This is a genomic window from Streptomyces sp. NPDC059718, from assembly GCF_042733315.1.
Taxonomy (GTDB): domain Bacteria; phylum Actinomycetota; class Actinomycetes; order Streptomycetales; family Streptomycetaceae; genus Actinacidiphila.
Genome location: NZ_JBHWGA010000038.1, coordinates 1 through 21,624, shown reverse-complemented (window position 1 = coordinate 21,624; position 21,624 = coordinate 1). Strand labels below are relative to the sequence as shown.

The window sequence follows — 21,624 nt, the reverse complement described above, 5'->3', positions numbered from 1 at the left end:
GTGCGACAGCTTGACAACTCAGGGTTGCCACCCGCAAGCCTTCCGCAAGGCTTTACCCGTGTCGCGTCACCCGGGCAGCAGATCGAAGGCCGCGAGCACCACCCGTGCGTGCTGCTCCGCCTGCTGGCGCACCGGGATCCAGCGGGCCCGGTGCGCGGTCTCGTACGCCTCGCACCAGTCCGCCACCAGCCCCTCCAGCAATTCGCGCACGGCCACCAGCGGGGTCGGCCCGTGGTCCACGGTACGGACCACCCGCAGCAGCATCGCGGCGGCGCGCAGCGGCAGTCGCTGCGCGTAGATCTCGACGCTGCTGACCCGGGCCCGGGTCATCGCGGGCAGCGGCGGCGCGGCCGCGGTGCGCAGGGCCGGGTCCCAGTCGGCGGCCAGCGCCGGGCCGACCGCGACGATCTCCCGCGCCGCGCGCAGCAACGGCCCGCCGTCCCCGGGCAGGTGCGGACCCACCTCCCCGATGAGCCCGCCGACCAGCAGGCTGGCCCGGCGCAGCGCCTCACCCGCGGTGCGCAGCGCGCCGTCGGCACTCGGGTGCGGCGAGGTGTCGGCGGCGCGGTCGCACGCCCACATGGGCACCTCGGCGATCGCGGTGACCCCGCCGTACCGGTGGGCGTACGTCCAGGTCGAGTTGGAGGCGTCCTCGCGCGGGCCGCCGGGCGGCGGCAGCACGTACACCCCCGGGCCGGGGCTCGGCCAGTGGAAGGCGTCGGAGGAACCGGCCTCCAGGGGGATGTCGAACTCGGCGGCGGACTTGGCGATCCGCTCCGCCAGCCGTGGGATCTCCCGGGTCACCTGGATGAAGGTGCCGCCCACGTCGATGCCGTGCAGCGAGCACTGCAGCACCGGCCGCAGCTCGTCGATGACCCCGATCAGCGCGCGGGTCTCGGGCAGCGCGCCGTCCAGCGTGCCGTCGTCCGGCAGCCACTCGGGCTGCTCGGCGGCGCGCGGGCGGAAGAAGTGCCGGTAGTGGCCGAGCATGGTGAACCGGGCGTCGGGGACGGCCTCGTTGAGCCGGGCGCCGTCCGGGTCCGCGCAGAGCAGGAAGTGCCAGGCGGCGTCGGCGCCGTCCCGCAGCACGGGGTCGGCGGTGACCCGCCGGGCCAGCAGCAGCACGGTGGCACCGCCGACCATCTCGTTGGCATGCGGGCCGGCCACCACCAGGACGTTGCGCGATCCGTGCCCGACCGAGAGCAGCAGCAGCGGCTCCCCGGCCCGGGAGAGGCCCACCGTCCGCAGCCGGCAGACGTCGGGCCGGCGGAGCGCCAGGGCCCTGGCCGCCGCGGCGACCTCGTCCACGGTCGGGTAGCGCTCGCCGACAGCGGTCTCCCCCGGAGATGTCATGCAGCCCCCCGCATCGGTCCCTACGGTCAGGTTCGGATTGTTCCAATCCGTACGGAGCCGGGGCTAGAGCGCGTCGGGCGGCTGTCGGACCCGACACGGAGGAGGGGTACGGCTGCGTCAGCAGCCGTACCCCTCCTCCGCCCGGCGGGTGCCGGTGCGCGGTCAGTGCCGGCCGGCGGCCTGACGGCGACGGGTCGCGAGGACCACACCGCCACCGGCGGCCAGCAGCACGGCCGCGGCGGCCGAGATCATGCCCACGTTGCTGCTGCCGGTCTCGGCGAGGTCGCCCGAGCCGCCGTTGGGGGACTCGGAGGTCGCGGCCTCGACGGACTCGGACGGCGAGGCGGACGCCGACGCCGACTCCGAGGCCGGGGCGGTGGCCGAGGGGGTCTCGGTCGCGGCGGGGGTGGTCTCCTCGCCGCCGGCCGGGGTGGTCTCGCCACCGGCGGGGGTGGTCTCGCCGCCCGAGGGGGTGGTCGGGGTCGAGGTGGCGGGGGTGGACGGGACGGTCTGCGTGGTGCAGTCCTTCGTGCCGCCGTTCCACCAGGCGATCTTCTTGTCGCCGATGACCGCGTGGTCCGGGCCCTCGGGCAGGTCGCCGTGCTCGTAGCCGTCGTTGGCGTCCAGGACGCCGTCGTACTTCTTGTTGCCGTAGTACAGGTCGATCTGCGCGAAGCAGGTGACGTCCGGCACGGCCACGTCGAGGGTGTCGGTGCCGGTGGTGATCTTCACGGTGTCCCAGTCGTGGAACACCTGCTTGCCGGAGGTCTGGAAGGTGGCGCCGTGGGTGCGGTAAGAGGCGAGGGACACGGTGCAGGACGAGGAGCCGTCCGCGACCCGGACCTTGACGTGGACCTTGCCGTCCTCGCCGGGCTTGAGGTTGACGTCGTCCACCTTGACCGACGGGTACCAGGCCGTGCCGTCGAGCGAGAACTCGCAGCGGTCGGTGGAGGTCTTGGTGCCGCCGCCCTGGCCGGGCTTGTAGCCGTGGTGGCCACCGCGGTCCCAGCCCTTGCCGCCCGGGCAGTCGCCGGCCCAGGCGGAGGTGGCACCCACGGCGGTGAGGGCGACGGCCGCGGCGCTCACGCCCAGCAGCCGTCCGACGGTGACACGTCGCGATATGGACATGCAGAACCCAATCTTGGCGTTGCGTGGCCCGGCGGGCGCGGCTGACGGCAGCTCTCCCCGTACGTGAGCAGGCCGAGGCGTCACCGGGCGAGTGGTCGAAGTGCACACGGGGCTCAACGGCCCCAGTGGCACCACGCATCGTCGTGGCTCTGTCAATGGGCTGTCAACCTGGGGCGAAGCAAAGGCTCGTGGACCGAGGTCTCGATCCGGCACACCGCGGTCATCGCGCCGAAGGCCAGCACCCTCACCAGGTCGGCGTCGTAGGGGTCGGGATCGGCGGTCCGCCAGGCCTCGGCGTCCGCCTCGGTGATCCGGTACGGGGCGAGGGCGGCGAGCAGCGCCAGCCGTGCGCCGGGGCGTTCGGCGGCGGGCACGGCGGCCAGCGGCGCGGCGGTCCAGTCGCCGCCGAGCGGCGGATGCGCGCCGTCCCAGGCATCGACCGCGGCCACGACCGCCTCCCGGGCCGCGTCGCCGAGCCGCCGCCCGCCCACGGCGGCGGCCCGCCGCAGCGCGGCGAAGGCGGTGCCCACCGGGGCGTCCGCGGCCCACTGCGGCGCGGGCCCGGCAGGGCCGCGCAGCAGGGGCAGGCTGGCACCCGGGGGCAGCGGCCTGCGGACGGTACGGGCCAGGGCCCGGCCGCCCAGGCTGCGCACCAGCCGCAGCCGCTGCAGTCCGCCGGGGAGCATGTCCTCGGTCAGCAGGGCGGACACCATCCGGTTGACGAAGTGGAAGGCGAGCGCGGTGCCGATGAACTCCGGCGCGTCCTGCGGGCCGAAGGGGTGCGCCGCGGCCGCGGGCGCGCCGGGGGTCGCGGTCGCCCCGCCCCAGGAGACCAGCGCGGCCTGGGCGGGGTCGTCCGGCGTGCCGCCGCGGGCGACCGTCTCGGCGAGGCGGTGGTCACCGGTGGCGTGCAGCAGGACGGTGTGCGCGTCCACGCAGAAGGGGCAGCGGTTCGCCGCCGACACTCCCAGGGCGACGAGCTCCTTGTCGGTGCGCGGCACGCGGCCGGCGAGCAGCGACTCGCGCAGCACGGCCCAGGTCGCCGCGAGCAGGTCGGGGGCGGCCGACAGCGCGACGAAGGTCGGCGCGCGGCCGATGCCGAAGTCGGCGGCGAGCTGGGCGTAGACCTCGGCGGTGCGGCCCGTGGCGTCGCCGGGTGGCGCGGGAGTGGTGAGACGGAAGGGCGTGGCCATGGCCGGGCCTCCTCGCTGACGGATCGTGGACGGCGGTGTTCTCGACGGCTCGATGGTGGCCGCCCGGGGTCCCGCCGGTCGTCCTCCGGGGGAAGGGGGATGCCACTGCTCCGGACGCCGGGGCCGCGGGCGGGACTACTCCACCGGGAGTAGCCGCGGAGCCGTCTTCGGGGAGGACGTGCCGCCCCGCGGGGCGGCGTAGGGTGCGGGCATGGGTGGCACGCTGATCGGGCGTCAGGGGTGGGCCGGGCTGCGGGGGTGGCGGGGCGTCGCCTTCGACGCGGTGCTCGGCGTCGTCCTGGCCGTCGACGTCCTGCTGCTGCCCGGGGTACCGCGCCCCTCGAACGCCCTCGACCTGGCACTGGGCCTGGTGGGCGCGCTGGCGGTGGCCGGGAGCCGCCGCCGGCCCGCGGCGGCGCTGCTGCTGTGCACCGGCTGCATGCTGGCGTACGCGCTGCGGGTGCACCCCGGTCCCTCGGCGGCGTTCCCCGTGCTGGTCGCGGTCCACATGGCGGTCAGGTCGGGCGGGAAGCGGCTGCCGGTGCAGCTGTCGGCGCTGGCGTTCCTCACCGGCTACCTCGCCTCCGGGCAGCCCGCGCCCACGTCGGCGCAGTCCACCGCGCTGCTGCTCGGCTGGTTCCTGGCCTCGGTCGCCATGGCCGTGGTGGGCCGGCACCGCCGGGCCTACCTGGAGCAGCTGGAGCGGCGGGCGCTGGACGCCGAACGCACCCGCGAGGAGGCGGCGTTGCGCCGGGCCGGCGAGGAGCGGCTGCGGATCGCCCGGGAGCTGCACGACTCGCTCACCCACAGCATCTCGATCATCAAGCTGCAGGCCGGGGTCGCCGTCCACCTGGCCCGCAAGCGCGGCGAGGAGGTGCCCGCCGCGCTGCTGGCGATCCAGGAGGCGAGCGGGGAGGCGATGCGGGAGCTGCGCGCGACCCTGGAGGTGCTGCGCGGCACCGGCGGCGGCCACGGCCTGGACCGGATCGAGGACCTGGTGGAGCGCTCGCGCACGGCCGGACTGCCCACCAGCGTCACGGTCGGCGGACGGGAACGGCCGCTGGCCGACGGGGTCGACCGGGCCGCCTACCGGATCGTGCAGGAGGCGCTCACCAACGTCACCCGGCACGCCGGTCCTGAGCCCCGGGCCACCGTCCGCATCGAGTACGGCGACCGGGAACTGGTCGTGCAGATCGACGACGACGGCACCGCGGCCCCCGGGGACGGCCCGGTGCCCGGGGTCGGGCTGACCGGGATGCGGGAGCGGGTGACCGCGCTCGGCGGACGGCTGCGCGCCGGGCCGCGGCCCGAGGGCGGCTTCTCCGTACGGGCCGAACTGCCCCTGGACGGGCTGCCGGCGGCCGACGGCAGGACGGCGGCCGGGGCGGCCGGGGCGCCGCTGGAGGAGGTGTCGTGATCCGCGTGCTGATCGTCGACGACCAGGCGCTGATGCGGGCCGGATTCCGCGCCCTCCTCGACGCCGAGGACGGCATCGAGGTGGTGGCCGAGGCGGGCGACGGTCAGCAGGGCGTCGAACTCGCCCGGCGGCACGTGCCCGACGTGGTGCTCCTCGACGTCCAGATGCCCGTGCTCGACGGGATCGGCGCGACCCGGCTGATCGCCGCAGATCCGCGGCTGGCCGGGGTGCACGTGGTCATCCTGACCAACTACGGCCTGGACGAGTACGTCTTCGACGCGCTGCGCGCCGGCGCCAGCGGATTCCTGCTGAAGGACACCGAACCCGCCGACCTCGTCCAGGCCATCCACGTCGCCGAGCGCGGCGACGCCCTGCTCTCCCCCGCCATCACGCGCAGGCTGATCGGCGAGTTCGTCGCGCGGCCGCCCGACGCCACGCACGCGGCGGGCCTTGAGGCGCTGACCAACCGGGAGCGCGAGGTGCTCGCGCTCGTCGCCCGCGGGCTCAGCAACGACGAGGTCGCCGGGCGGATGGTCATCAGCCCGCTCACCGCCAAGACCCACGTCAGCCGGGCGATGACCAAGCTGGGCGCCCGCGACCGCGCCCAACTGGTCGTCTACGCCTACGAGTCGGGGCTGATCACACCGAAGGGTTCGCCGCCGCGACCGTCGTGGCCAGCCCCAGCGCCTCCCGTGCCCTGACGGCCTCCTCGTGGCCGCTGTGCGAGTCCGCGGCCTCGTAGTGCTCGTAGTAGGCGTCCGCGTCCTTCGCCGCGGCGGCCTTGGCCCAGTGCGCCCGTGCCTTCCCGGCCTCCGCCACGAGCGCGGCGACCGGTCGCCCGGCGCCGGCCGGCCAGTCGTGGGCGTCGAGCGCCCGGGCCTCGGCGGCGAGGGCGACCGAGACCTGGCCGGCCCAGGTGCGGTAGCCCTCGAGGTCGTCCTCGACGTACTCCTCCTCCGGCCCCTTCGCCATGGCCTCGTTGAGGACGTTGGCGGCCTTCAGATAGGCGACCTGGTGCGCGTCGAGCGTGCTCGTGTCCTGCCGCAGGGAGCCCTTGAGCGCGCCGTTGTCCTTGCCGAACACGCAGGTCACCTCCCGGTCCCCGAGCTTCCAGGTCTCCCGGTCGGGGGCGTAGTAGTACACCGTGACGTCCGCCGGCACCGCCCAGCTGTCCATGGCGTAGGTGTCGGACAGCCGTTGGCAGCGGTCCTCCACGAGGTCCTTGAGCTCCGTGTCGCCCGGGTAGCCCTGGGGCCGGGGCAGCCGGAAGGTCCCGACCACCTCGCCGGCGTGCCCTTGTGCGCAGGGCACGGTGTCCATGTCGGCGGTCGGGGCCTCCAGGTCGCCGCCGGGGGTGTCGAAGCAGTCGCCCCGCCGCAGCGAGAAGGCGCCGTCGTCCCGCGCCCCTTCCCTGACGCCCTCCTTGAAGCTCTTGACGAACGCGGCGGCCCCGCCGGCGAGCACCAGGGCGCACAGCAGCGTGCCGACGGCCGACAGCACCAGGCCGGTGACGGCCATGCCCTTGCCGCGCGCGCCGGTCCGTTTGATCCGCACCAGCGCGATCGTCCCCAGCACGACGCCGACCACCGGCAGCATGCACAGCAGCCCGGTCACCAGCGCGGCGACGGCAAGCCCGTTCAGCGGCGCCCGCTGCGCCGCGGGCGGGAGCGCCGGCTGGAGGGGGTACGACGGATACGGCGGAGGCTGCACGAACGGCTCCTCACGGACGGGTGGCGTGGCGAACGGCCGCGCGAATATATCCCGGCCTCCGCCACCCGCTGTCGGCGGCCACCGTTAGGGTTCTGCCAGCCGGGCGCAGACACCCGAGGGGGAGCCACGATGTCCGCCGAAGCGGCCGAACAGGCCTGGGACCGCATCGACTTCTGGCTGGGCGCCCACGCCCCGGCGACGTTCGCCATGCTCCGTCCGCCGGCGCCGGAGGAGGAGATCGCCGCGGTACAGCGGCGCATGGGGGTCACCTTCCCGCCGGACCTGGTGGCCACGCTGCGCCGGCACGACGGCGCGGACGAGGAATTCCTCCTGCCGACGCACGACGGCCTGCTGGGCACCCACGGATGCGAGGAGCGGTCCGGGTTCCTGCGCGGCATGCTGGCCGAGGTCCTCAACGAGGACGAGGAGGAGAACGACGGCGCCTACTGGCACCACCGCTTCGTGCAGTTCGCCTCCTACGCCATCACTGCGGACGGCCTGACCGTGGACTGCCGCCCCGGCGCGTCCTTCGGCGCGGTCGGCCGCTTCTTCGACGAGTCCGGCACCGACTTCGGCCACGCCCCGTCGCTGGGCGCGTACCTGGGCGACGTCGCCGACAGCCTGGAGCGCGGGCTGCCCTTCCAGGGCGGCTGGACCTGGCCCGTCGTCAGCGACGGCGCCCTGGAGTGGGACGACTCCGAGCGCGCCCACCCCGAGTGGGGCGATCCGTCGGACCGGCCGCCCTCCCCCGACGACGCCTCGCTGCCGCCGCTGCCGCCGCGCGGCTCCGAGGAACCGCTGCGTGCCGTCCACGTACGCAAGCTGGGCGGCCTCGGCGCACTCGTGGCCACACTCCCCCGCGGGACGGTCGCCACCGCCGCGGCCCGGCAGATGCGCCGGCTGGCCGAAGAGTCCGGCCTGGCAAGGTACCCCGAGGTCGCCGCGGCCCTGGACACCCTCGACGGCGGCCGCGCCGTCGGGCTCACCGGCACCGGTCCGCTCGGGCTCAGGCTGCGCCAGGTCCGCCGCGAGGCCTCCGCCCACCACGACGGCGTCCGCGGGCAGGCCGTGATGTGCCTCGTGCTGCTGCTCACCGACCTGCCCCACCGGGCGCTGGTGAGGACGGCCGACGTCCGCTCCCGGATCTCCTCCGACTGGCGCGCCGCGCTCCACGCCGACCTCGGCTCCCCTGCGCTGCCGCCGGAGCCGGACGCCGTCTTCTGGACGACGCTGGACAACCCCGCGATCGACGCGGGCCGTCAGGGGGCGGGCGCATGACGACACGACGGACGGTGCTCGCCGCGGGTGCGGCGGTGCTCGCGGCCGGATGCGGCTCGCGCCGTCCGGAGGCGGAGCGGCGCGAGGCCGCGGAGGGCCCGGTACGGACGGACACCGCCCCGCTGGAGCGGCGTTTCCCCCTGCTGGGTCGGCTCCACGGCGCCCACTGGCTGGGGTACGACCTGGTCGCCGGAAACGACGGGAGGTCGGTCCCCGGTCCTTCGGAGGTGCGGGTGGTCGGCGTCGCCGCCCTCACGGACGGCCGGGTCGCCGCGCTCACCGCCCACCGCGACTTCCGCCCGGCGAGCCCGCCCGTGCTCCCGGGCCGGCCGGCTTCCTCCCGGCGGACGCACGGTGGCTGCGGAGCGGGTCCTTCGACGCCGAGATCACCGCGGACGCCTACAGCGGCTCGTTCCTGCTGTCGCAGGCCCGGGGACTGGTCTGCTTCGACAGCGTCAACCCGGTGGCCGCCGCCCCGTCCCCGTAGACCGGGGCGGGGCGGGGGCGGCTCAGGACGTGCAGAGCGTCTGCTCCAGCACCTCGTTGACGGCCTCGGCCTGTTGCTCGGTGAGCCGGTGGCCGGCGCTGCCGAAGCGCGACTGCGCGGCGGCCACCGCGTTGCCGCCGCCGGTGATGGTGGCGCACTGCTGACGTGCGTTGGCGACGGCCTTGTCCGCGTCGGCGGCCAGGGCCGGGTCGACGGCCTTGAGCGCGGCGAGCAGCGCCGCGCGCCGGGCCCCGGTCGGCTCCTCGGGGATGCCCTCGCTGATGTCCGGCACCTTCGAACCGGACGCCGCGACGGACGGCGTGCCACCGGCGTCGGGCTCGCTGCCGGAGTCGTCGGTGCCGGAGCTGCAGGCGGGGACCGCGAGGAGCACGGCCGCGAGGAGCACTCCGGTGCTGAGGCGTGTACGCATGCCCGCCATGGTGGCCCGCGGCACTCCCCGGCACCCCCCGGTGCGCGGTTTCCGTCGCCGTGCTGTGACCTGCGGGAGGGCGGTCAGCCGCCCGTCACCTTGCGCAGCAGCCGCCGCACCCGCGACGGCGCGGGGGCGGCCTCCTGGCCGAGGGCGCGCTGGAGCTGGGCGAAGTGGTCGGCGCGGGTCTCCGAGAGGTACGGGTCCTTCAGCAGCGGCTTGGCGATCTTCCAGGCGCGCTGGTGGTCGCCCGCGTAGTGGCACACGTACGCCTTGGCCAGCTCCAGGACCTGCTTGAAGGGGACCCGTCCGGTGTGGTCGACGTCCACCTCGTCCTGCACCGCGGTGATCAGGGCGAGCTTCTCGTCCACCGTGTAGTCGTCCTTGGCGATGCGTTCCAGCAGCTCGGCCGGGACCGGCCGGACGACCTCGAAGACGAGGGTGGAGCGGATCGGCGCACCGGCGATCCCGATGTACGGGAGCAGGGCGCCGGTGCTGTGGTGCAGCCACGGCAGGCGGGGGCTCGCGAAGTCCTGGTGCAGCACGACCGCACCGGGCTCCAGGCGCGGCAGGAAACGTTCCGCCACGCACCGGAACACCCGCGCCGTCTTGGCGATGTCGACGTGCAGGAACTCGATGGGGCTCTTGTCCTCAGGGTCGGAGGTGTTCCATATGTCGCCGGCGTGGACCTCGATGAACCCCATGAACGGGGCCAGCGCCGCCTCGAAGTCCTCCCGGAAGGAGTTGTCGCCCTCCGGCGCCTTGCCCGCCTTGAAGAACCTCTGCGTGGCGAAGGTGCCCTTGCCCACGCGGAAGAAGTCGAAGGCCTGCAGCCGGCCCTTCTGCTCGTCGAACGCGGGGTTCTCCCGCAGCCCCTTGGCGATGGCGTAGGTGGAGCCGCCGCCGCCCGAGCCCAGCTCGACGAGGGCGCCGGTGCCGGTCACGTGGTGACGCGCCACCAGGTAGAGGAACTTCTGCTCCCAGTCGCTCATCTGGGCATACGGGATCTCCTCCGGGAGTGCCACGTCGTCGAACATCGAGTAGAGCCTGCCGAGGGACGCCATCGTTTCCTCACATCTCAGATCCGGGATGCGCCGATTCCACCGCGCGTTCCGCGCATCCCAAAAGGACCTGCGCCTACTGTGCATCCCCGCGACCGAAACGATTCACCATCCCGCTGCCTCCCGTACATCCGCCGACCATCGCCAGGGATGTGCGTACGAAACGACGAAGGGCCGGACCCCGAGGGGCCCGGCCCGTGACGCCGGAGGGAACAGTCGGTCAGACGTTGAAGCGGAACTCCACGACGTCGCCGTCCTGCATGACGTAGTCCTTGCCCTCCATGCGGGCCTTGCCCTTGGCGCGGGCCTCGGGGATGGAGCCGGTTTCCACCAGGTCGCCGAAGGAGACGATCTCCGCCTTGATGAAGCCCTTCTGGAAGTCGGTGTGGATGACACCGGCGGCCTCGGGGGCGGTGGCGCCCTTCTTGATCGTCCAGGCGCGGGCCTCCTTGGGGCCCGCGGTCAGGTACGTCTGCAGGCCGAGGGTGTCGAAGCCGACCCGGGCGAGGGTGGCCAGGCCCGGCTCCTCCTGGCCCATGGACTGCAGCAGTTCCAGGGCCTCGTCGTCCTCGAGCTCGATGAGCTCGGACTCGATCTTGGCGTTGAGGAAGATCGCCTCGGCCGGGGCGACCAGGGCGCGCTGCTCGGCCTTGAAGGCCTCGTCGGTCAACTCGTCCTCGTCGACGTTGAAGACGTACAGGAAGGGCTTGGTGGTCATCAGGTGCAGCTCGTGCAGCAGCCGGCCCTTCTCCGTGCCGGCGGTGATGCCGGCGGAGAACAGGGTGCGGCCGTCCTCGAGGATCTGCTGGGCCTCCTGGACGGCGGCGAGCACCGGCGCCTTCTCCTTCTGGAGGCGGGCCTCCTTGGTCAGCCGCGGCACGACCTTCTCGATGGTCTGCAGGTCGGCGAGGATCAGCTCGGTGTTGATCGTCTCGATGTCGTCCTTGGGGGACACCTTGCCGTCAACGTGGACCACGTCCGGGTCGACGAAGGCCCGGATGACCTGGCAGATCGCGTCGGACTCGCGGATGTTCGCGAGGAACTTGTTGCCCAGGCCCGCGCCCTCGCTGGCGCCGCGGACGATGCCGGCGATGTCGACGAAGTCCACGGTCGCCGGGAGCTTGCGCTGCGAGTCGAAGATCTCGGCGAGCTTGTCCAGACGGGGGTCGGGGACACCGACGACGCCGACGTTGGGCTCGATCGTGGCGAACGGGTAGTTGGCCGCCAGCACGTCGTTCTTGGTCAGGGCGTTGAACAGGGTCGACTTGCCGACGTTCGGCAGGCCGACGATTCCGATCGTGAGCGACACGTGACGACTTCCCGTAGCGAGAGGTGGGTGGAATGGGCCGCCACGCCCGGGCGGGCGACCGGCGGACCGATCCACCAGTCTACGGAACGCACCGGCCCCGGGGCGGGCCGCGCCCCCAGTGGCCCCCTGTGGCGGTGAAAAGTCGTGTCCTGACCCCGTTTCCCCCCTCCTCGACGCCTACGTTGGGTGCGTGGAGCAACACAGTGCGCGCACACCCCACAAGAACAGCGGTGCACCCACCGCCGCCTCCCCGCTGCCGCGGCCGGTCCGCCCGCAGCGTCGCCCGCAGGGCGCGACCGCCGTCCGGGGCGGTCTGCCCCGGGGGCCGCTGCTGCTGCGGGTGGCGCGGCTGCGCCGGACGGAGCCCCGGCTGACCGGACTGGGCACGGGCGTCTTCATCACGCTGACCGCGCTCGCCGGCGGCGCCGCGGACTCGCTGATCACGGGCGAGCCCGGCACCCTCTTCGGGGTCGTCTTCCTGCTGGCCTGCCTCGCCGCCGGAGCGTTCGTACGGCCGTACGACCTGTCGGCGGCGCCGGTCAGCGCGCCCATCGCCTTCACCATCGCGCTGGCCGTGACGGCCGGCGGCGACGGCGGGGGCTTCACGGGTCACCTGATGGGCCTGCTGACCGGCCTCGCCACGCAGACAGGCTGGCTGTACGGGGGCACGGTCGGTGCCGCGGTGATCGCGGCCGCGCGGAAGGTGGCCTATGTGATGCGCGAACGGCGCCGCTGAGCGCCGCCCTCCACCGGCCCCCTCCCGCCGGCCGCCGCGGTCAGGAGCGGACGGCGGCCGCCGCCATGCCCGCGCCGACGATGCCCGCGTTGTTCTGCAGCGCGGCCGGCACGATCTCGGCCCTGATGCCGGTCAGGAGTGGCAGGAACCTGTCGGCCTTGCGGCTGACCCCGCCACCGAGGATGAACAGCTCGGGCGAGAAGAGCATCTCGACGTGGGTGAGGTACTTGTGCAGGCGCTTCGCCCAGTGCTCCCAGGTGAGGTCCTCGTCGTCCTTGGCCTTGGTGGAGGCCTTCGTCTCGGCGTCGTGGCCGTGCAGTTCGAGGTGGCCCAGCTCGGTGTTGGGCAGCAGGTTGCCGTCGATGAAGACGGCGCTGCCGATGCCGGTGCCGAGGGTGAGCACGATGACCGTGCCCTTGCGGCCATGGCCCGCCCCGTACTCCATCTCGGCCATGCCGGCGGCGTCCGCGTCGTTGAGCAGGGTCACCGCGCAGCCGACCTTCTGGGACAGGAGCCCGGCGGCGTCCATGTCGATCCAGCCCTTGTCGACGTTCGCCGCCGTGCGTGTCATGCCGTGCGTGACCACTCCGGGGAAGGTGGCCCCGACGGGGCCAGTCCACCCGAAGTGGTCGACGACCTGCTTCACGCACTCCGCGACGGCGTCGGGGGTCGCGGGATGGGGAGTGAGCACTTTGAAGCGCTCCTCCGCCAAGTCACCGCGCCCGAGATCGACCGGGGCACCCTTGATGCCCGATCCGCCGATGTCCACACCGAAAACGCTCATGCCCCAACGCTACGACGTGGCACGGTCGGTCACCCCTCGGAGGTGCCGCCCCGCATCAGTTCGGCGGCCTCGGCGCGCAGGTCCCGGCGGAGCTCCTTGGGCAGCGAGAAGGTGATCGACTCCTCGGCGGCCTTGACGATCTCCACGTCCTCGAAGCCGCGGGCGGCCAGCCACTCCAGCACCTGCTCGACGAGCACCTCGGGCACGGAGGCGCCGGAGGTGACACCGACGGTGGACACGCCGTCCAGCCACGCCTCGTCGATCTCGTCGGCGAAGTCCACCAGGTACGCGGCGCGGGCCCCGGCCAGCTTGGCGACCTCGACCAGGCGCACGGAGTTGGAGGAGTTGCGCGAGCCGACGACGATGACCAGTTCGGCCTCGGCGCCCATCTGCTTCACGGCGAGCTGACGGTTCTGCGTGGCGTAGCAGATGTCGTCGCTCGGCGGCGAGATCAGCAGCGGGAACTTCTCCTTGAGCGCGTCGACGGTCTCCATCGTCTCGTCCACGGAGAGCGTGGTCTGGGAGAGCCAGACGACCTTGGACGGATCGCGGACCTCGACCTTCTCCACGTCGCCGGGGCCGTCGACCAGGGTGATGTGGTCGGGGGCCTCGCCGGAGGTGCCGATGACCTCCTCGTGGCCCTCGTGGCCGATCAGGAGGATGTCGTAGTCCTCGCCTGCGAACCGCACGGCCTCCTTGTGGACCTTGGTGACCAGCGGGCAGGTCGCGTCGATCGTGGCGAGCCGCCCCTTGGCGGCCTCCTCGTGGACGACCGGGGCGACGCCGTGGGCGGAGAACATCACGATCGACCCCGGCGGCACCTCCTCCGTCTGCTCGACGAAGATCGCGCCCTTCCGCTCCAGGGTCTGCACGACGTACTTGTTGTGGACGATCTCGTGGCGGACGTACACGGGGGCCCCGTACTGCTCCAGGGCCTTCTCGACGGCGATCACGGCACGGTCCACACCCGCGCAGTAGCCTCGCGGGGCGGCGAGCAGGACGCGGCGGGAAGTCGTAGCGGTCATGTGCCCATCGTACGGGGCCCGGACGGGGGCCCATCGCTGCCCCGAGTGGTCCGGCCGGGGGTGCGGAGGCGGCGGCGGAGCACCGCGGGGCGCACGCGCGGACGGCACGGACCGGGCACGGGGCTCAGCGGCAGCGCCGCGGGCCCCGGGCGGCACGGCGGGCGGCGAGCGCCCACCCGGTCGCGAGGGCGGCGCCCGCCAGGGGCAGGCAGCTGAAGCAGCCGCAGCCGGGACCGTAGCGGCCGACGCGGAACCCGGCGTGGACACGCGGCGGGCGTTCGGACGGGGTCCAGCCGTACCGGCCGGGTCGGCGCATGGGAGCTCCCGGGACCTGTCGGAGACGCCGGCGTCACCGACGTCAGCGGTTTACCGGGTTGCCCCCAGCCTGCGCGGCGGCCGGGCGGGGGGACAGCGGGGCGTGCCATTCGGGTCGGGCGGGAGGGGCGTCACTGTCCGTGGCGGGGGCTAGTCTCGGCGTATGGCTGTGAACACGTCCTCGGAGGCGCCGATCCCTGTCGGCGAGGTGTCCCGGCTGATCGGCGGCTGGGTCGACCGGCTCGGCCCGGTGTGGGTCGAGGGGCAGATCACCCAGTTGTCACGGCGCCCGGGCGCGGGCGTGGTGTTCCTGACGCTGCGCGATCCGTCGCACGACATCTCGCTCAGCGTCACCTGCCGCCGGGCGGTCTTCGACGCCTTCGACGGGGCGGTCGGCGAGGGCGCCCGGGTCGTGGTGCACGCCAAGCCGGAGTGGTACGCGCCGCGCGGCCAGCTGTCGCTGCGCGCGGCGGAGATCCGCCCGATAGGCGTCGGCGACCTGCTGCTGCGGCTGGAGCAGCTGAAGAAGCGGCTGGCGGCCGAGGGCCTGTTCGCGCCGGAGCGCAAGCGGCCGCTGCCGTTCCTGCCGCAGCTGATCGGGCTGGTCTGCGGCCGGGCGTCGGCCGCTGAGCGGGACGTGCTGGAGAACGCGCGGCTGCGCTGGCCCGCGGTCCGCTTCGAGGTGCGCAACGTGCCCGTCCAGGGCGCGTACGCGGTGCCCCAGGTGATCGAGGCGGTGCGCGGGCTGGACGCGCACCCCGAGGTCGACGTGATCATCGTGGCGCGGGGCGGCGGCAGCGTGGAGGACCTGCTGCCGTTCTCGGACGAGCGGCTGGTGCGGACGGTCGCGGAGTGCCGTACGCCCGTGGTGTCGGCGATCGGGCACGAGCCGGACACCCCGCTGCTGGACCTGGTGGCCGATCTCCGCGCCTCGACGCCGACCGACGCGGCCAAGCGGGTCGTGCCGGACGTGGGCGAGGAGCTGGCCCGGGTCGAGCAGCTGCGGCAGCGGTCGCTGCGGGTGATGCGCGGGCTGCTGGACCGGGAGGAGCGGGGGCTGGCCGCGGCGGTGAGCCGGCCGTGCATGGCACGGCCCCATCTGATGGTGGACGAGCGCGCCGAGCAGGTCACGGCGCTGCTGGAGCGCTCCCGCCGTCATCTGCGGCACCGGCTGGACCGGGCGGAGGACGAGCTGGCGCACACCCGGGCCCGGGTCGTGGCGCTCTCCCCCGCCGCCACGCTGCAGCGCGGGTACGCGGTGCTGCAGCGCGAGGACGGGCAGGTCGTGCGCGCCGCGGACGAGGTGGCCGAGGAGGAGAAGCTGCGCGCCCGGGTGGCCGAGGGCGAGTTCACCGTCCGCGTCACGCGCTGACCGCCGGCGCGCCGGTCCCGGGCCGGCCGCCGCGCGCCCGGCCGCCGTGTCGGAGGGCGGCCCTAGGCTGGTGCCATGGCAGATCAGGACACGCTGGGGTACGAGCAGGCCCGCGACGAGCTCGTCGACGTCGTTCGCCGTCTGGAGGCCGGCGGCTCCACGCTCGAGGAGTCCCTCGCCCTGTGGGAACGGGGGGAGCAGCTCGCCAAGGTGTGCCGCGACTGGCTGGAGGGCGCCCGCGCCCGGCTGGATGCGGCCCTGGCGGAGGAGTCCGGCGGCGCCGGGCAGGGGCCGGAGGCCGCGGAGGAGGGATGACCGGGTGAGCGGGGCGCGGGCGGCGTGAGCCGCTTCACGTCGCGATACTTGAAAGTTCAGTTGAAAATTCATCTATGCTGACGGAAGTGTCCCGACGCGCCCCTCCCCAGGGTGCGGTTCCACATCCCCCCAGAGGTACCGATGACGCTCCAGCTCGACGCCGCCGCCCAGAACCTCCTCTTCCTCGATGCGCGCACCGCCAACGCCTTCACCGACGAACCGGTGACCGACGAGCAGGTCCAGGCCGTGTACGACCTGGTCAAGTACGCCCCGACCGCCTACAACCAGCAGCCGCTGCGCGTCGTGCTGGTGCGCTCCCCCGAGGCCCGCGAGCGCCTGGTGGGCCACATGAACGAGGGCAACCGGGCGAAGACCGCCACGGCGCCGCTGGTCGCGGTCCTGGCCGCCGACAACGAGTTCCACGAGGAGCTGCCGGCCCAGTTCCCGTCCTTCCCGCAGGCCAAGGAGGTGCTCTTCGCCGAGCGCCCGGTGCGTGAGGCGTCCGCCGGCTTCAACGCCGCCCTGCAGGTCGGCTACTTCATCCTGGGCGTGCGCGCCGCGGGCCTGGCCGCCGGACCGATGACCGGCTACAACGCCGACGCCATCGACAAGGACTTCTTCCCCGACGGCGACCACTCCGTGCTGGCCGTGGTCAACATCGGCAAGCCGGGCGAGAACGCCTGGCGCGAGCGCGGGCCGCGGCTGGCCTACGACGAGGTCGTCACCACCGTCTGACGGCGACCGCCCCTCACGTCACCGCCGCCGGCAGGGCCGGCGGCGGTGACGCGGTTCAGGGTTCAGGGTTCAGCCCTGCCGGCCGCCCCGCTCTTCGAGCGCGGCGGCCAGTTCCGCGAGCCGGGCCATCGGGGCCGTGCCGGTGACCATCGTGGTCACCCCGCCCTCCTCGCGCACCAGCGCGTCGTACTTGTGGCCCTCGTAGCGCTGCCAGGTCTCACCGCCGACGGTGCGGGTACCCACCCGCTTCGCCTCGTGGCTCTTCTGCGCGACGAACTTCTCCGCGGCCTCGTTGCTCTGCTCGACGGCCGCGTACTCGTTCTTCGGGTCGACGAAGCCCAGGTGCCACCGCACCGCCCGCGGGTCGGTGGACTCGTACGTCACCGAGGTCGCCCGCCAGTCCTCGCCGAGCCCCACCGGGGCCGCCACCTGGTACGGGGCGTCGCGCCGCGCCTGGTCGAGCTCGACCCGGTAGCCGACCACCTTGACGGGGTCGTGGTTCTCGTCGTGCGGGATGAAGAGCCAGATGCCCCCGGCGACGACGCCGATCGCCGCCATCGAGAGCACCATGTCCCGCAGTGTTTCCGTGCCGCGCTTCTTTGCCACGCCCCCTATGGTCCACCATGCCCCGGACCGTCCGTCCGCCCGGGGTCGCACCCGGCGGAATTCCGCTCATGTGACAGGTGCCCTGCTCATCCTGGCGGGGTCCGGATAAGGTCGTAACACCCTCTTATCCCGGCCGTCCTCGTACAGAAAGGTGCGCTGTGATGACCGAGCAGCACGAAAACCACAACCTGCCGCCGCAACTCGAGGTGAATCCCGAGGCCCCCGACCGCAACCTCGCCCTGGAACTCGTCCGGGTCACCGAGGCCGCCGCCATGGCGGCCGGCCGCTGGGTCGGACGCGGCGACAAGAACGGCGCGGACGGCGCCGCCGTCAAGGCCATGCGCACCCTCGTCTCCACCGTGTCGATGAACGGCGTCGTCGTCATCGGCGAGGGCGAGAAGGACGAGGCCCCGATGCTCTTCAACGGGGAGCGCATCGGCGACGGGAACGGCGCGGAGTGCGACATCGCCGTGGACCCGATCGACGGCACCACCCTGACCGCCAAGGGCATGCCCAACGCCATCGCGGTGCTCGCCGCCGCCGACCGCGGCGCGATGTACGACCCCTCGGCCGTCTTCTACATGGACAAACTGGTCACCGGCCCCGAGGCCGCCGACTACGTCGACATCACCGCCCCGCCCTCGGTCAACATCCGCCGGGTCGCCAAGGCGAAGGGCAGCGCCCCCGAGGACGTCACGGTCGTCATCCTCGACCGCCCCCGCCACGAGGGCATCGTCAAGGAGATCCGGGAGACCGGCGCGCGGATCAAGTTCATCTCCGACGGCGACGTGGCCGGCGCGATCATGGCCGTCCGCGAGGGCACCGGCGTCGACATGCTGATGGGCGTCGGCGGCACGCCCGAGGGCATCATCGCGGCCTGCGCGATCAAGTGCCTGGGCGGCACCATCCAGGGCCGGCTGTGGCCGAAGGACGAGGCGGAGAAGCAGCGCGCCCTGGACGCGGGCCACGACCTGGAGCGGATCCTGCACACGGACGACCTGGTCGAGGGCGACAACGTCTTCTTCGTCGCCACCGGCATCACCGACGGCGAGCTGCTGCGCGGGGTGCGGTACCGCGCCGAGACCGCGATCACCCAGTCGCTGGTCATGCGCTCGAAGTCCGGCACGATCCGCCAGATCGACTCCACGCACCGGCTGTCGAAGCTGCGCGCCTACAGCACCATCGACTTCGACCGCGCGCGCTGAGCCGCCGCGGCAGCCGCCGCGCACCGGCACACGAGAACCGGGACCCCGCCGTATCGGCGGGGTCCCGGCCCTTTCGTCGTTCAGCCGGCCGCGGCGATCTGCGTCCCGGGCCGCTGCAGCTCCGCCTCACGGCGGCGGCGCCGGGCCAGTACGACCCTGCGCTCCGCGGCGGTCATCCCGCCCCACACACCGTAGGGCTCCGGCTGGAGCAGCGCGTGCTCGCGGCACTCCAGCATCACCGGGCAGCGCGCGCACACCCGCTTGGCGGCCTCCTCCCGGGACAGCCGCGCCGCGGTCGGCTCCTTCGAAGGCGCGAAGAACAGACCCGCCTCGTCACTGCGGCACGCCGCCTCCGAGTGCCATGGGCCGCCCAGGTCCCGGGGGTGACTCAGGGAGGACCTGGAGGCTGCCGGGGGCTCGATCGGTTGAAGCACGGGATACTCCTGACGACGGCTCGGCTTGGTGTCACCCTTGCCCGTCGCTGCGGTGCCGGTGCGTCTCCACGGGTCTGTCGGCGTGAGGAGGGCTGCGGCGAGCGACGTGTCCCCTTGCCCTACCCGCTGTGCGCGCGTTCATGCGCACCGTGCCGGGGCCGCCGCCCGGGCCACGCCTCCGTGGCACCGGGACCACGCTCCGCCGACCCCCTTGCACGGCAAGGGAGTTGACCCGCGCCGCGGTCAGCCGTCGAGCTCGGCGGGGCCGAGCCCCTTCTTCTTCACACGCTTGCCCCGGCGCGGCTTGGCCTCGACGCCGCCCCAGAAGGCGAAGCCCTGCACCTTGATGACCGGGGCGTTCGGGTCGGGCGACTCGTACGCCTTCACGTCGGAGCCGCCCATGATGCCCACGACGCCGCCGCCGTGCAGGGTCACGTTCTCGGGGACCTTGATCTCGATGCCGCCCATGATGGCCGTGCAGTTGATGACGAGCTCGGGGCTGGTGAAGGTGGCCTCGGTGAGGTCGATGACGACGCCGCCCATGATGGCGACGGCGTTGATCTTCGAGCCGACCCGCCAGCGCCCCTTGCGCTCGGCCCCGCCGAGGATGCCGATCAGGTTGGGGTTCTCCCCGGAACCGTCCGGCACCCAGTGGTGCGCCCCCGGCGACGGGGCGGGTGCGCTCGTCGTGCGTCCCGCGGGGAGGTCGCGGACGTAGGGCTCCAGTTCGCCGACGGTCTTGGCCGCGTAGACCCCGTCGAGCCGCTCGGAGTGCTCCTCTGTGGTCAGACGGCCCTCCGCGAGGGCATCGCGAAGGATGTCCGCCACCCGGTCGCGGTCCGCGTCGGACGCACGGATATCGGCTTCGGCGACGGGGCGCACGGGGTGCTGTTCACGCTTCTGGAGCGACGACTCATCCACCCGACTACCGTACACAAACGCGATAGATCGCGACTAGGGCCGGTGAGGGTCACCTCACACATCCGGTACCCCGCGCACGTTCTACGCTTGTTGGGCTTCTATGACGCAGCGCCAGTGAGGATGTCCACAAATGCCCGAGTTTGCCTATACCGACTTGCTCCCCCTCGGTGAGGACACCACTCCGTACCGTCTGGTCACCTCCGAGGGCGTCAGCACCTTCGAGGCCGACGGCCGGACCTTCCTCAAGGTGGAGCCGGAGGCGCTGCGCAAGCTCGCCGCCGAGGCGATGCACGACATCTCCCACTACCTGCGTCCGGCGCACCTCGCCCAGCTGCGCCGGATCCTCGACGACCCCGAGGCGTCCCCCAACGACCGCTTCGTCGCCCTGGACCTGCTGAAGAACGCCAACATCGCCGCGGCCGGCGTGCTGCCGATGTGCCAGGACACGGGCACCGCGATCGTGATGGGCAAGCGCGGCCAGAACGTGCTCACGCAGGGCGGTGACGAGGCGGCCCTGTCGCACGGCATCTTCGACGCCTACACCAAGCTCAACCTGCGCTACTCCCAGATGGCCCCGCTGACCATGTGGGAGGAGAAGAACACCGGCTCCAACCTGCCCGCGCAGATCGAGCTGTACGCGACCGACGGCGGCGCGTACAAGTTCCTCTTCATGGCCAAGGGCGGCGGCTCGGCCAACAAGTCCTTCCTCTACCAGGAGACCAAGGCGGTCCTGAACGAGGCCTCCATGATGAAGTTCCTGGAGGAGAAGATCCGTTCGCTCGGCACGGCCGCGTGCCCGCCGTACCACCTGGCGATCGTGGTCGGCGGCACCTCCGCGGAGTTCGCGCTGAAGACCGCGAAGTACGCCTCCGCGCACTACCTGGACGAGCTGCCGGCCGAGGGTTCGCCGACCGGCCACGGCTTCCGGGACAAGGAGCTGGAGGAGAAGGTCTTCGAGCTCACCCAGAAGATCGGCATCGGCGCGCAGTTCGGCGGCAAGTACTTCTGCCACGACGTGCGCGTGGTGCGGCTGCCCCGGCACGGCGCCTCCCTGCCGGTCGCCATCGCCGTGTCCTGCTCCGCCGACCGCCAGGCCGTCGCGAAGATCACCGCCGAGGGCGTCTTCCTGGAGCAGCTGGAGACCGACCCCGCGAAGTACCTGCCGGAGACCACCGACGAGCACCTGTCGGACGAGGACGTCGTGCGCGTCGACCTCAACCGGCCGATGGACGAGGTGCTGGCGGAGCTGTCCAAGTACCCGGTCAAGACCCGGCTGTCGCTGACCGGCCCGCTGGTCGTCGCCCGCGACATCGCGCACGCCAAGATCAAGGAGCGGCTGGACGCGGGCGAGGAGATGCCGCAGTACCTGCGCGACCACCCGGTCTACTACGCGGGCCCGGCCAAGACCCCGCAGGGCTACGCCTCAGGCTCCTTCGGCCCGACCACGGCCGGCCGCATGGACTCCTACGTCGAGCAGTTCCAGGCGGCGGGCGGCTCCAAGGTCATGCTCGCCAAGGGCAACCGCTCGAAGCAGGTCACCGACGCGTGCGCCGCGCACGGCGGCTTCTACCTGGGCTCGATCGGCGGCCCGGCGGCGCGCCTGGCCCAGGACTGCATCAAGAAGGTCGAGGTCGTCGAGTACGCCGAGCTCGGCATGGAGGCGGTCTGGAAGATCGAGGTCGAGGACTTCCCGGCCTTCATCGTCGTCGACGACAAGGGCAACGACTTCTTCACGGACCCGGCGCCCGCGCCGACGTTCACCGGCATCCCGGTGCGCCCGGGGGCGTGACCGTCCGGGGCGGCCCGGCAC

22 protein-coding genes are annotated in these 21,624 nt (G+C 73.2%); 9 read left to right on the top strand and 13 right to left on the bottom strand.

Annotated elements, in window-relative coordinates:
* Positions 1 to 66 precede the first annotated feature (66 nt).
* The 3 genes from ACFV3E_RS33380 to ACFV3E_RS33370 form a co-directional block, all read right to left on the bottom strand.
* On the bottom strand, positions 67 to 1,353 hold the full coding sequence (locus tag ACFV3E_RS33380; RefSeq protein WP_500538179.1) for a M14 family zinc carboxypeptidase: 1,287 nt from the start codon (positions 1,351 to 1,353) through the stop codon (positions 67 to 69).
* Between the two features lie 162 nt (positions 1,354 to 1,515).
* A complete protein-coding gene (locus ACFV3E_RS33375; protein ID WP_500538177.1) occupies positions 1,516 to 2,481 on the bottom strand; it encodes an LAETG motif-containing sortase-dependent surface protein in 966 nt (321 codons plus the stop codon).
* A 152-nt stretch (positions 2,482 to 2,633) separates the two neighbouring features.
* Positions 2,634 to 3,674 carry a carboxymuconolactone decarboxylase family protein gene (locus ACFV3E_RS33370; protein WP_500538175.1) on the bottom strand — a complete coding sequence of 347 codons (1,041 nt, stop codon included), beginning with the start codon at positions 3,672 to 3,674 and terminating at the stop codon, positions 2,634 to 2,636.
* Between the two features lie 211 nt (positions 3,675 to 3,885).
* On the opposite strand from ACFV3E_RS33370, the gene ACFV3E_RS33365 reads away from it, so the two are divergent.
* Both ACFV3E_RS33365 and ACFV3E_RS33360 read left to right on the top strand, forming a co-directional pair.
* A complete protein-coding gene (locus tag ACFV3E_RS33365; RefSeq protein WP_500538173.1) occupies positions 3,886 to 5,091 on the top strand; it encodes a sensor histidine kinase in 1,206 nt (401 codons plus the stop codon).
* Positions 5,088 to 5,792, top strand: a complete 705-nt coding sequence (locus tag ACFV3E_RS33360) for a response regulator (protein WP_500366684.1) — start codon at positions 5,088 to 5,090, stop codon at positions 5,790 to 5,792. The genes ACFV3E_RS33365 and ACFV3E_RS33360 overlap by 4 nt, the downstream gene beginning before the upstream one ends.
* Here the strand turns inward: ACFV3E_RS33360 and ACFV3E_RS33355 are convergent.
* On the bottom strand, positions 5,731 to 6,801 hold the full coding sequence (locus tag ACFV3E_RS33355) for a DUF4190 domain-containing protein (protein WP_500538171.1): 1,071 nt from the start codon (positions 6,799 to 6,801) through the stop codon (positions 5,731 to 5,733). The genes ACFV3E_RS33360 and ACFV3E_RS33355 overlap by 62 nt on opposite strands.
* 129 nt (positions 6,802 to 6,930) lie before the next feature.
* Between ACFV3E_RS33355 and ACFV3E_RS33350 the strand changes: the two genes are divergently transcribed.
* Positions 6,931 to 8,079 carry an SMI1/KNR4 family protein gene (locus tag ACFV3E_RS33350; protein ID WP_500538169.1) on the top strand — a complete coding sequence of 383 codons (1,149 nt, stop codon included), beginning with the start codon at positions 6,931 to 6,933 and terminating at the stop codon, positions 8,077 to 8,079.
* Between the two features lie 509 nt (positions 8,080 to 8,588).
* On the opposite strand, the gene ACFV3E_RS33345 is transcribed toward ACFV3E_RS33350, so the two are convergent.
* The 3 genes from ACFV3E_RS33345 to ychF all read right to left on the bottom strand — a co-directional run bounded on the left by ACFV3E_RS33345 (position 8,589) and on the right by ychF (position 11,366).
* Complete coding sequence (locus ACFV3E_RS33345; protein ID WP_500538167.1) at positions 8,589 to 8,996, bottom strand: hypothetical protein; 408 nt, start codon at positions 8,994 to 8,996, stop codon at positions 8,589 to 8,591.
* Positions 8,997 to 9,079: 83 nt separating this feature from the next.
* Positions 9,080 to 10,060, bottom strand: coding sequence for a class I SAM-dependent methyltransferase (locus ACFV3E_RS33340; RefSeq protein ID WP_500538165.1), 981 nt, complete (start codon positions 10,058 to 10,060; stop codon positions 9,080 to 9,082).
* A gap of 217 nt (positions 10,061 to 10,277) precedes the next feature.
* Positions 10,278 to 11,366 carry a redox-regulated ATPase YchF gene (ychF, locus tag ACFV3E_RS33335; protein WP_500538163.1) on the bottom strand — a complete coding sequence of 363 codons (1,089 nt, stop codon included), beginning with the start codon at positions 11,364 to 11,366 and terminating at the stop codon, positions 10,278 to 10,280.
* 190 nt (positions 11,367 to 11,556) lie between these two features.
* Here ychF and ACFV3E_RS33330 point away from each other — a divergent pair, with 190 nt between their 5' ends.
* Entirely contained in the window at positions 11,557 to 12,102 is a 546-nt protein-coding gene (locus tag ACFV3E_RS33330) for a DUF6542 domain-containing protein (RefSeq protein WP_500332251.1), read from the top strand.
* Positions 12,103 to 12,142: 40 nt separating this feature from the next.
* On the opposite strand, the gene ppgK is transcribed toward ACFV3E_RS33330, so the two are convergent.
* From ppgK to ACFV3E_RS33315, 3 genes are all read right to left on the bottom strand, one after another.
* Positions 12,143 to 12,886: a polyphosphate--glucose phosphotransferase gene (ppgK, locus tag ACFV3E_RS33325; RefSeq protein WP_500538161.1), complete on the bottom strand. Its 744-nt coding sequence runs from the start codon at positions 12,884 to 12,886 to the stop codon at positions 12,143 to 12,145.
* 29 nt (positions 12,887 to 12,915) lie between these two features.
* Entirely contained in the window at positions 12,916 to 13,911 is a 996-nt protein-coding gene (locus ACFV3E_RS33320; RefSeq protein ID WP_500538159.1) for a 4-hydroxy-3-methylbut-2-enyl diphosphate reductase, read from the bottom strand.
* 124 nt (positions 13,912 to 14,035) lie between these two features.
* The gene (locus ACFV3E_RS33315) at positions 14,036 to 14,227 is read right to left on the bottom strand and encodes a hypothetical protein (protein WP_500366697.1); all 192 of its coding nucleotides are present in this window, start codon (positions 14,225 to 14,227) and stop codon (positions 14,036 to 14,038) included.
* A 162-nt stretch (positions 14,228 to 14,389) separates the two neighbouring features.
* On the opposite strand from ACFV3E_RS33315, the gene xseA reads away from it, so the two are divergent.
* The 3 genes from xseA (at position 14,390) to ACFV3E_RS33300 (ending at position 16,648) form a co-directional block, all read left to right on the top strand.
* Positions 14,390 to 15,598, top strand: a complete 1,209-nt coding sequence (gene xseA / locus ACFV3E_RS33310; protein WP_500366699.1) for an exodeoxyribonuclease VII large subunit — start codon at positions 14,390 to 14,392, stop codon at positions 15,596 to 15,598.
* 75 nt (positions 15,599 to 15,673) lie between these two features.
* Positions 15,674 to 15,913 (top strand): exodeoxyribonuclease VII small subunit, encoded by a 240-nt coding sequence (locus ACFV3E_RS33305; protein ID WP_500538157.1) that lies wholly within the window; start codon positions 15,674 to 15,676, stop codon positions 15,911 to 15,913.
* 141 nt (positions 15,914 to 16,054) lie between these two features.
* Complete coding sequence (locus ACFV3E_RS33300; protein WP_500538155.1) at positions 16,055 to 16,648, top strand: malonic semialdehyde reductase; 594 nt, start codon at positions 16,055 to 16,057, stop codon at positions 16,646 to 16,648.
* A gap of 69 nt (positions 16,649 to 16,717) precedes the next feature.
* Here the strand turns inward: ACFV3E_RS33300 and ACFV3E_RS33295 are convergent, their stop codons facing one another.
* On the bottom strand, positions 16,718 to 17,254 hold the full coding sequence (locus ACFV3E_RS33295) for a DUF4245 domain-containing protein (protein WP_500366704.1): 537 nt from the start codon (positions 17,252 to 17,254) through the stop codon (positions 16,718 to 16,720).
* Between the two features lie 161 nt (positions 17,255 to 17,415).
* On the opposite strand from ACFV3E_RS33295, the gene glpX reads away from it, so the two are divergent.
* Positions 17,416 to 18,459, top strand: a complete 1,044-nt coding sequence (gene glpX, locus ACFV3E_RS33290; protein WP_499513720.1) for a class II fructose-bisphosphatase family protein — start codon at positions 17,416 to 17,418, stop codon at positions 18,457 to 18,459.
* A gap of 80 nt (positions 18,460 to 18,539) precedes the next feature.
* On the opposite strand, the gene ACFV3E_RS33285 is transcribed toward glpX, so the two are convergent.
* Positions 18,540 to 18,893, bottom strand: coding sequence for a WhiB family transcriptional regulator (locus ACFV3E_RS33285; RefSeq protein WP_450388493.1), 354 nt, complete (start codon positions 18,891 to 18,893; stop codon positions 18,540 to 18,542).
* Positions 18,894 to 19,136: 243 nt separating this feature from the next.
* Positions 19,137 to 19,814 (bottom strand): DUF1707 SHOCT-like domain-containing protein, encoded by a 678-nt coding sequence (locus tag ACFV3E_RS33280; RefSeq protein ID WP_500538153.1) that lies wholly within the window; start codon positions 19,812 to 19,814, stop codon positions 19,137 to 19,139.
* A 130-nt stretch (positions 19,815 to 19,944) separates the two neighbouring features.
* On the opposite strand from ACFV3E_RS33280, the gene ACFV3E_RS33275 reads away from it, so the two are divergent.
* On the top strand, positions 19,945 to 21,603 hold the full coding sequence (locus tag ACFV3E_RS33275; protein WP_500538151.1) for a fumarate hydratase: 1,659 nt from the start codon (positions 19,945 to 19,947) through the stop codon (positions 21,601 to 21,603).
* Positions 21,604 to 21,624: the final 21 nt, after the last annotated feature.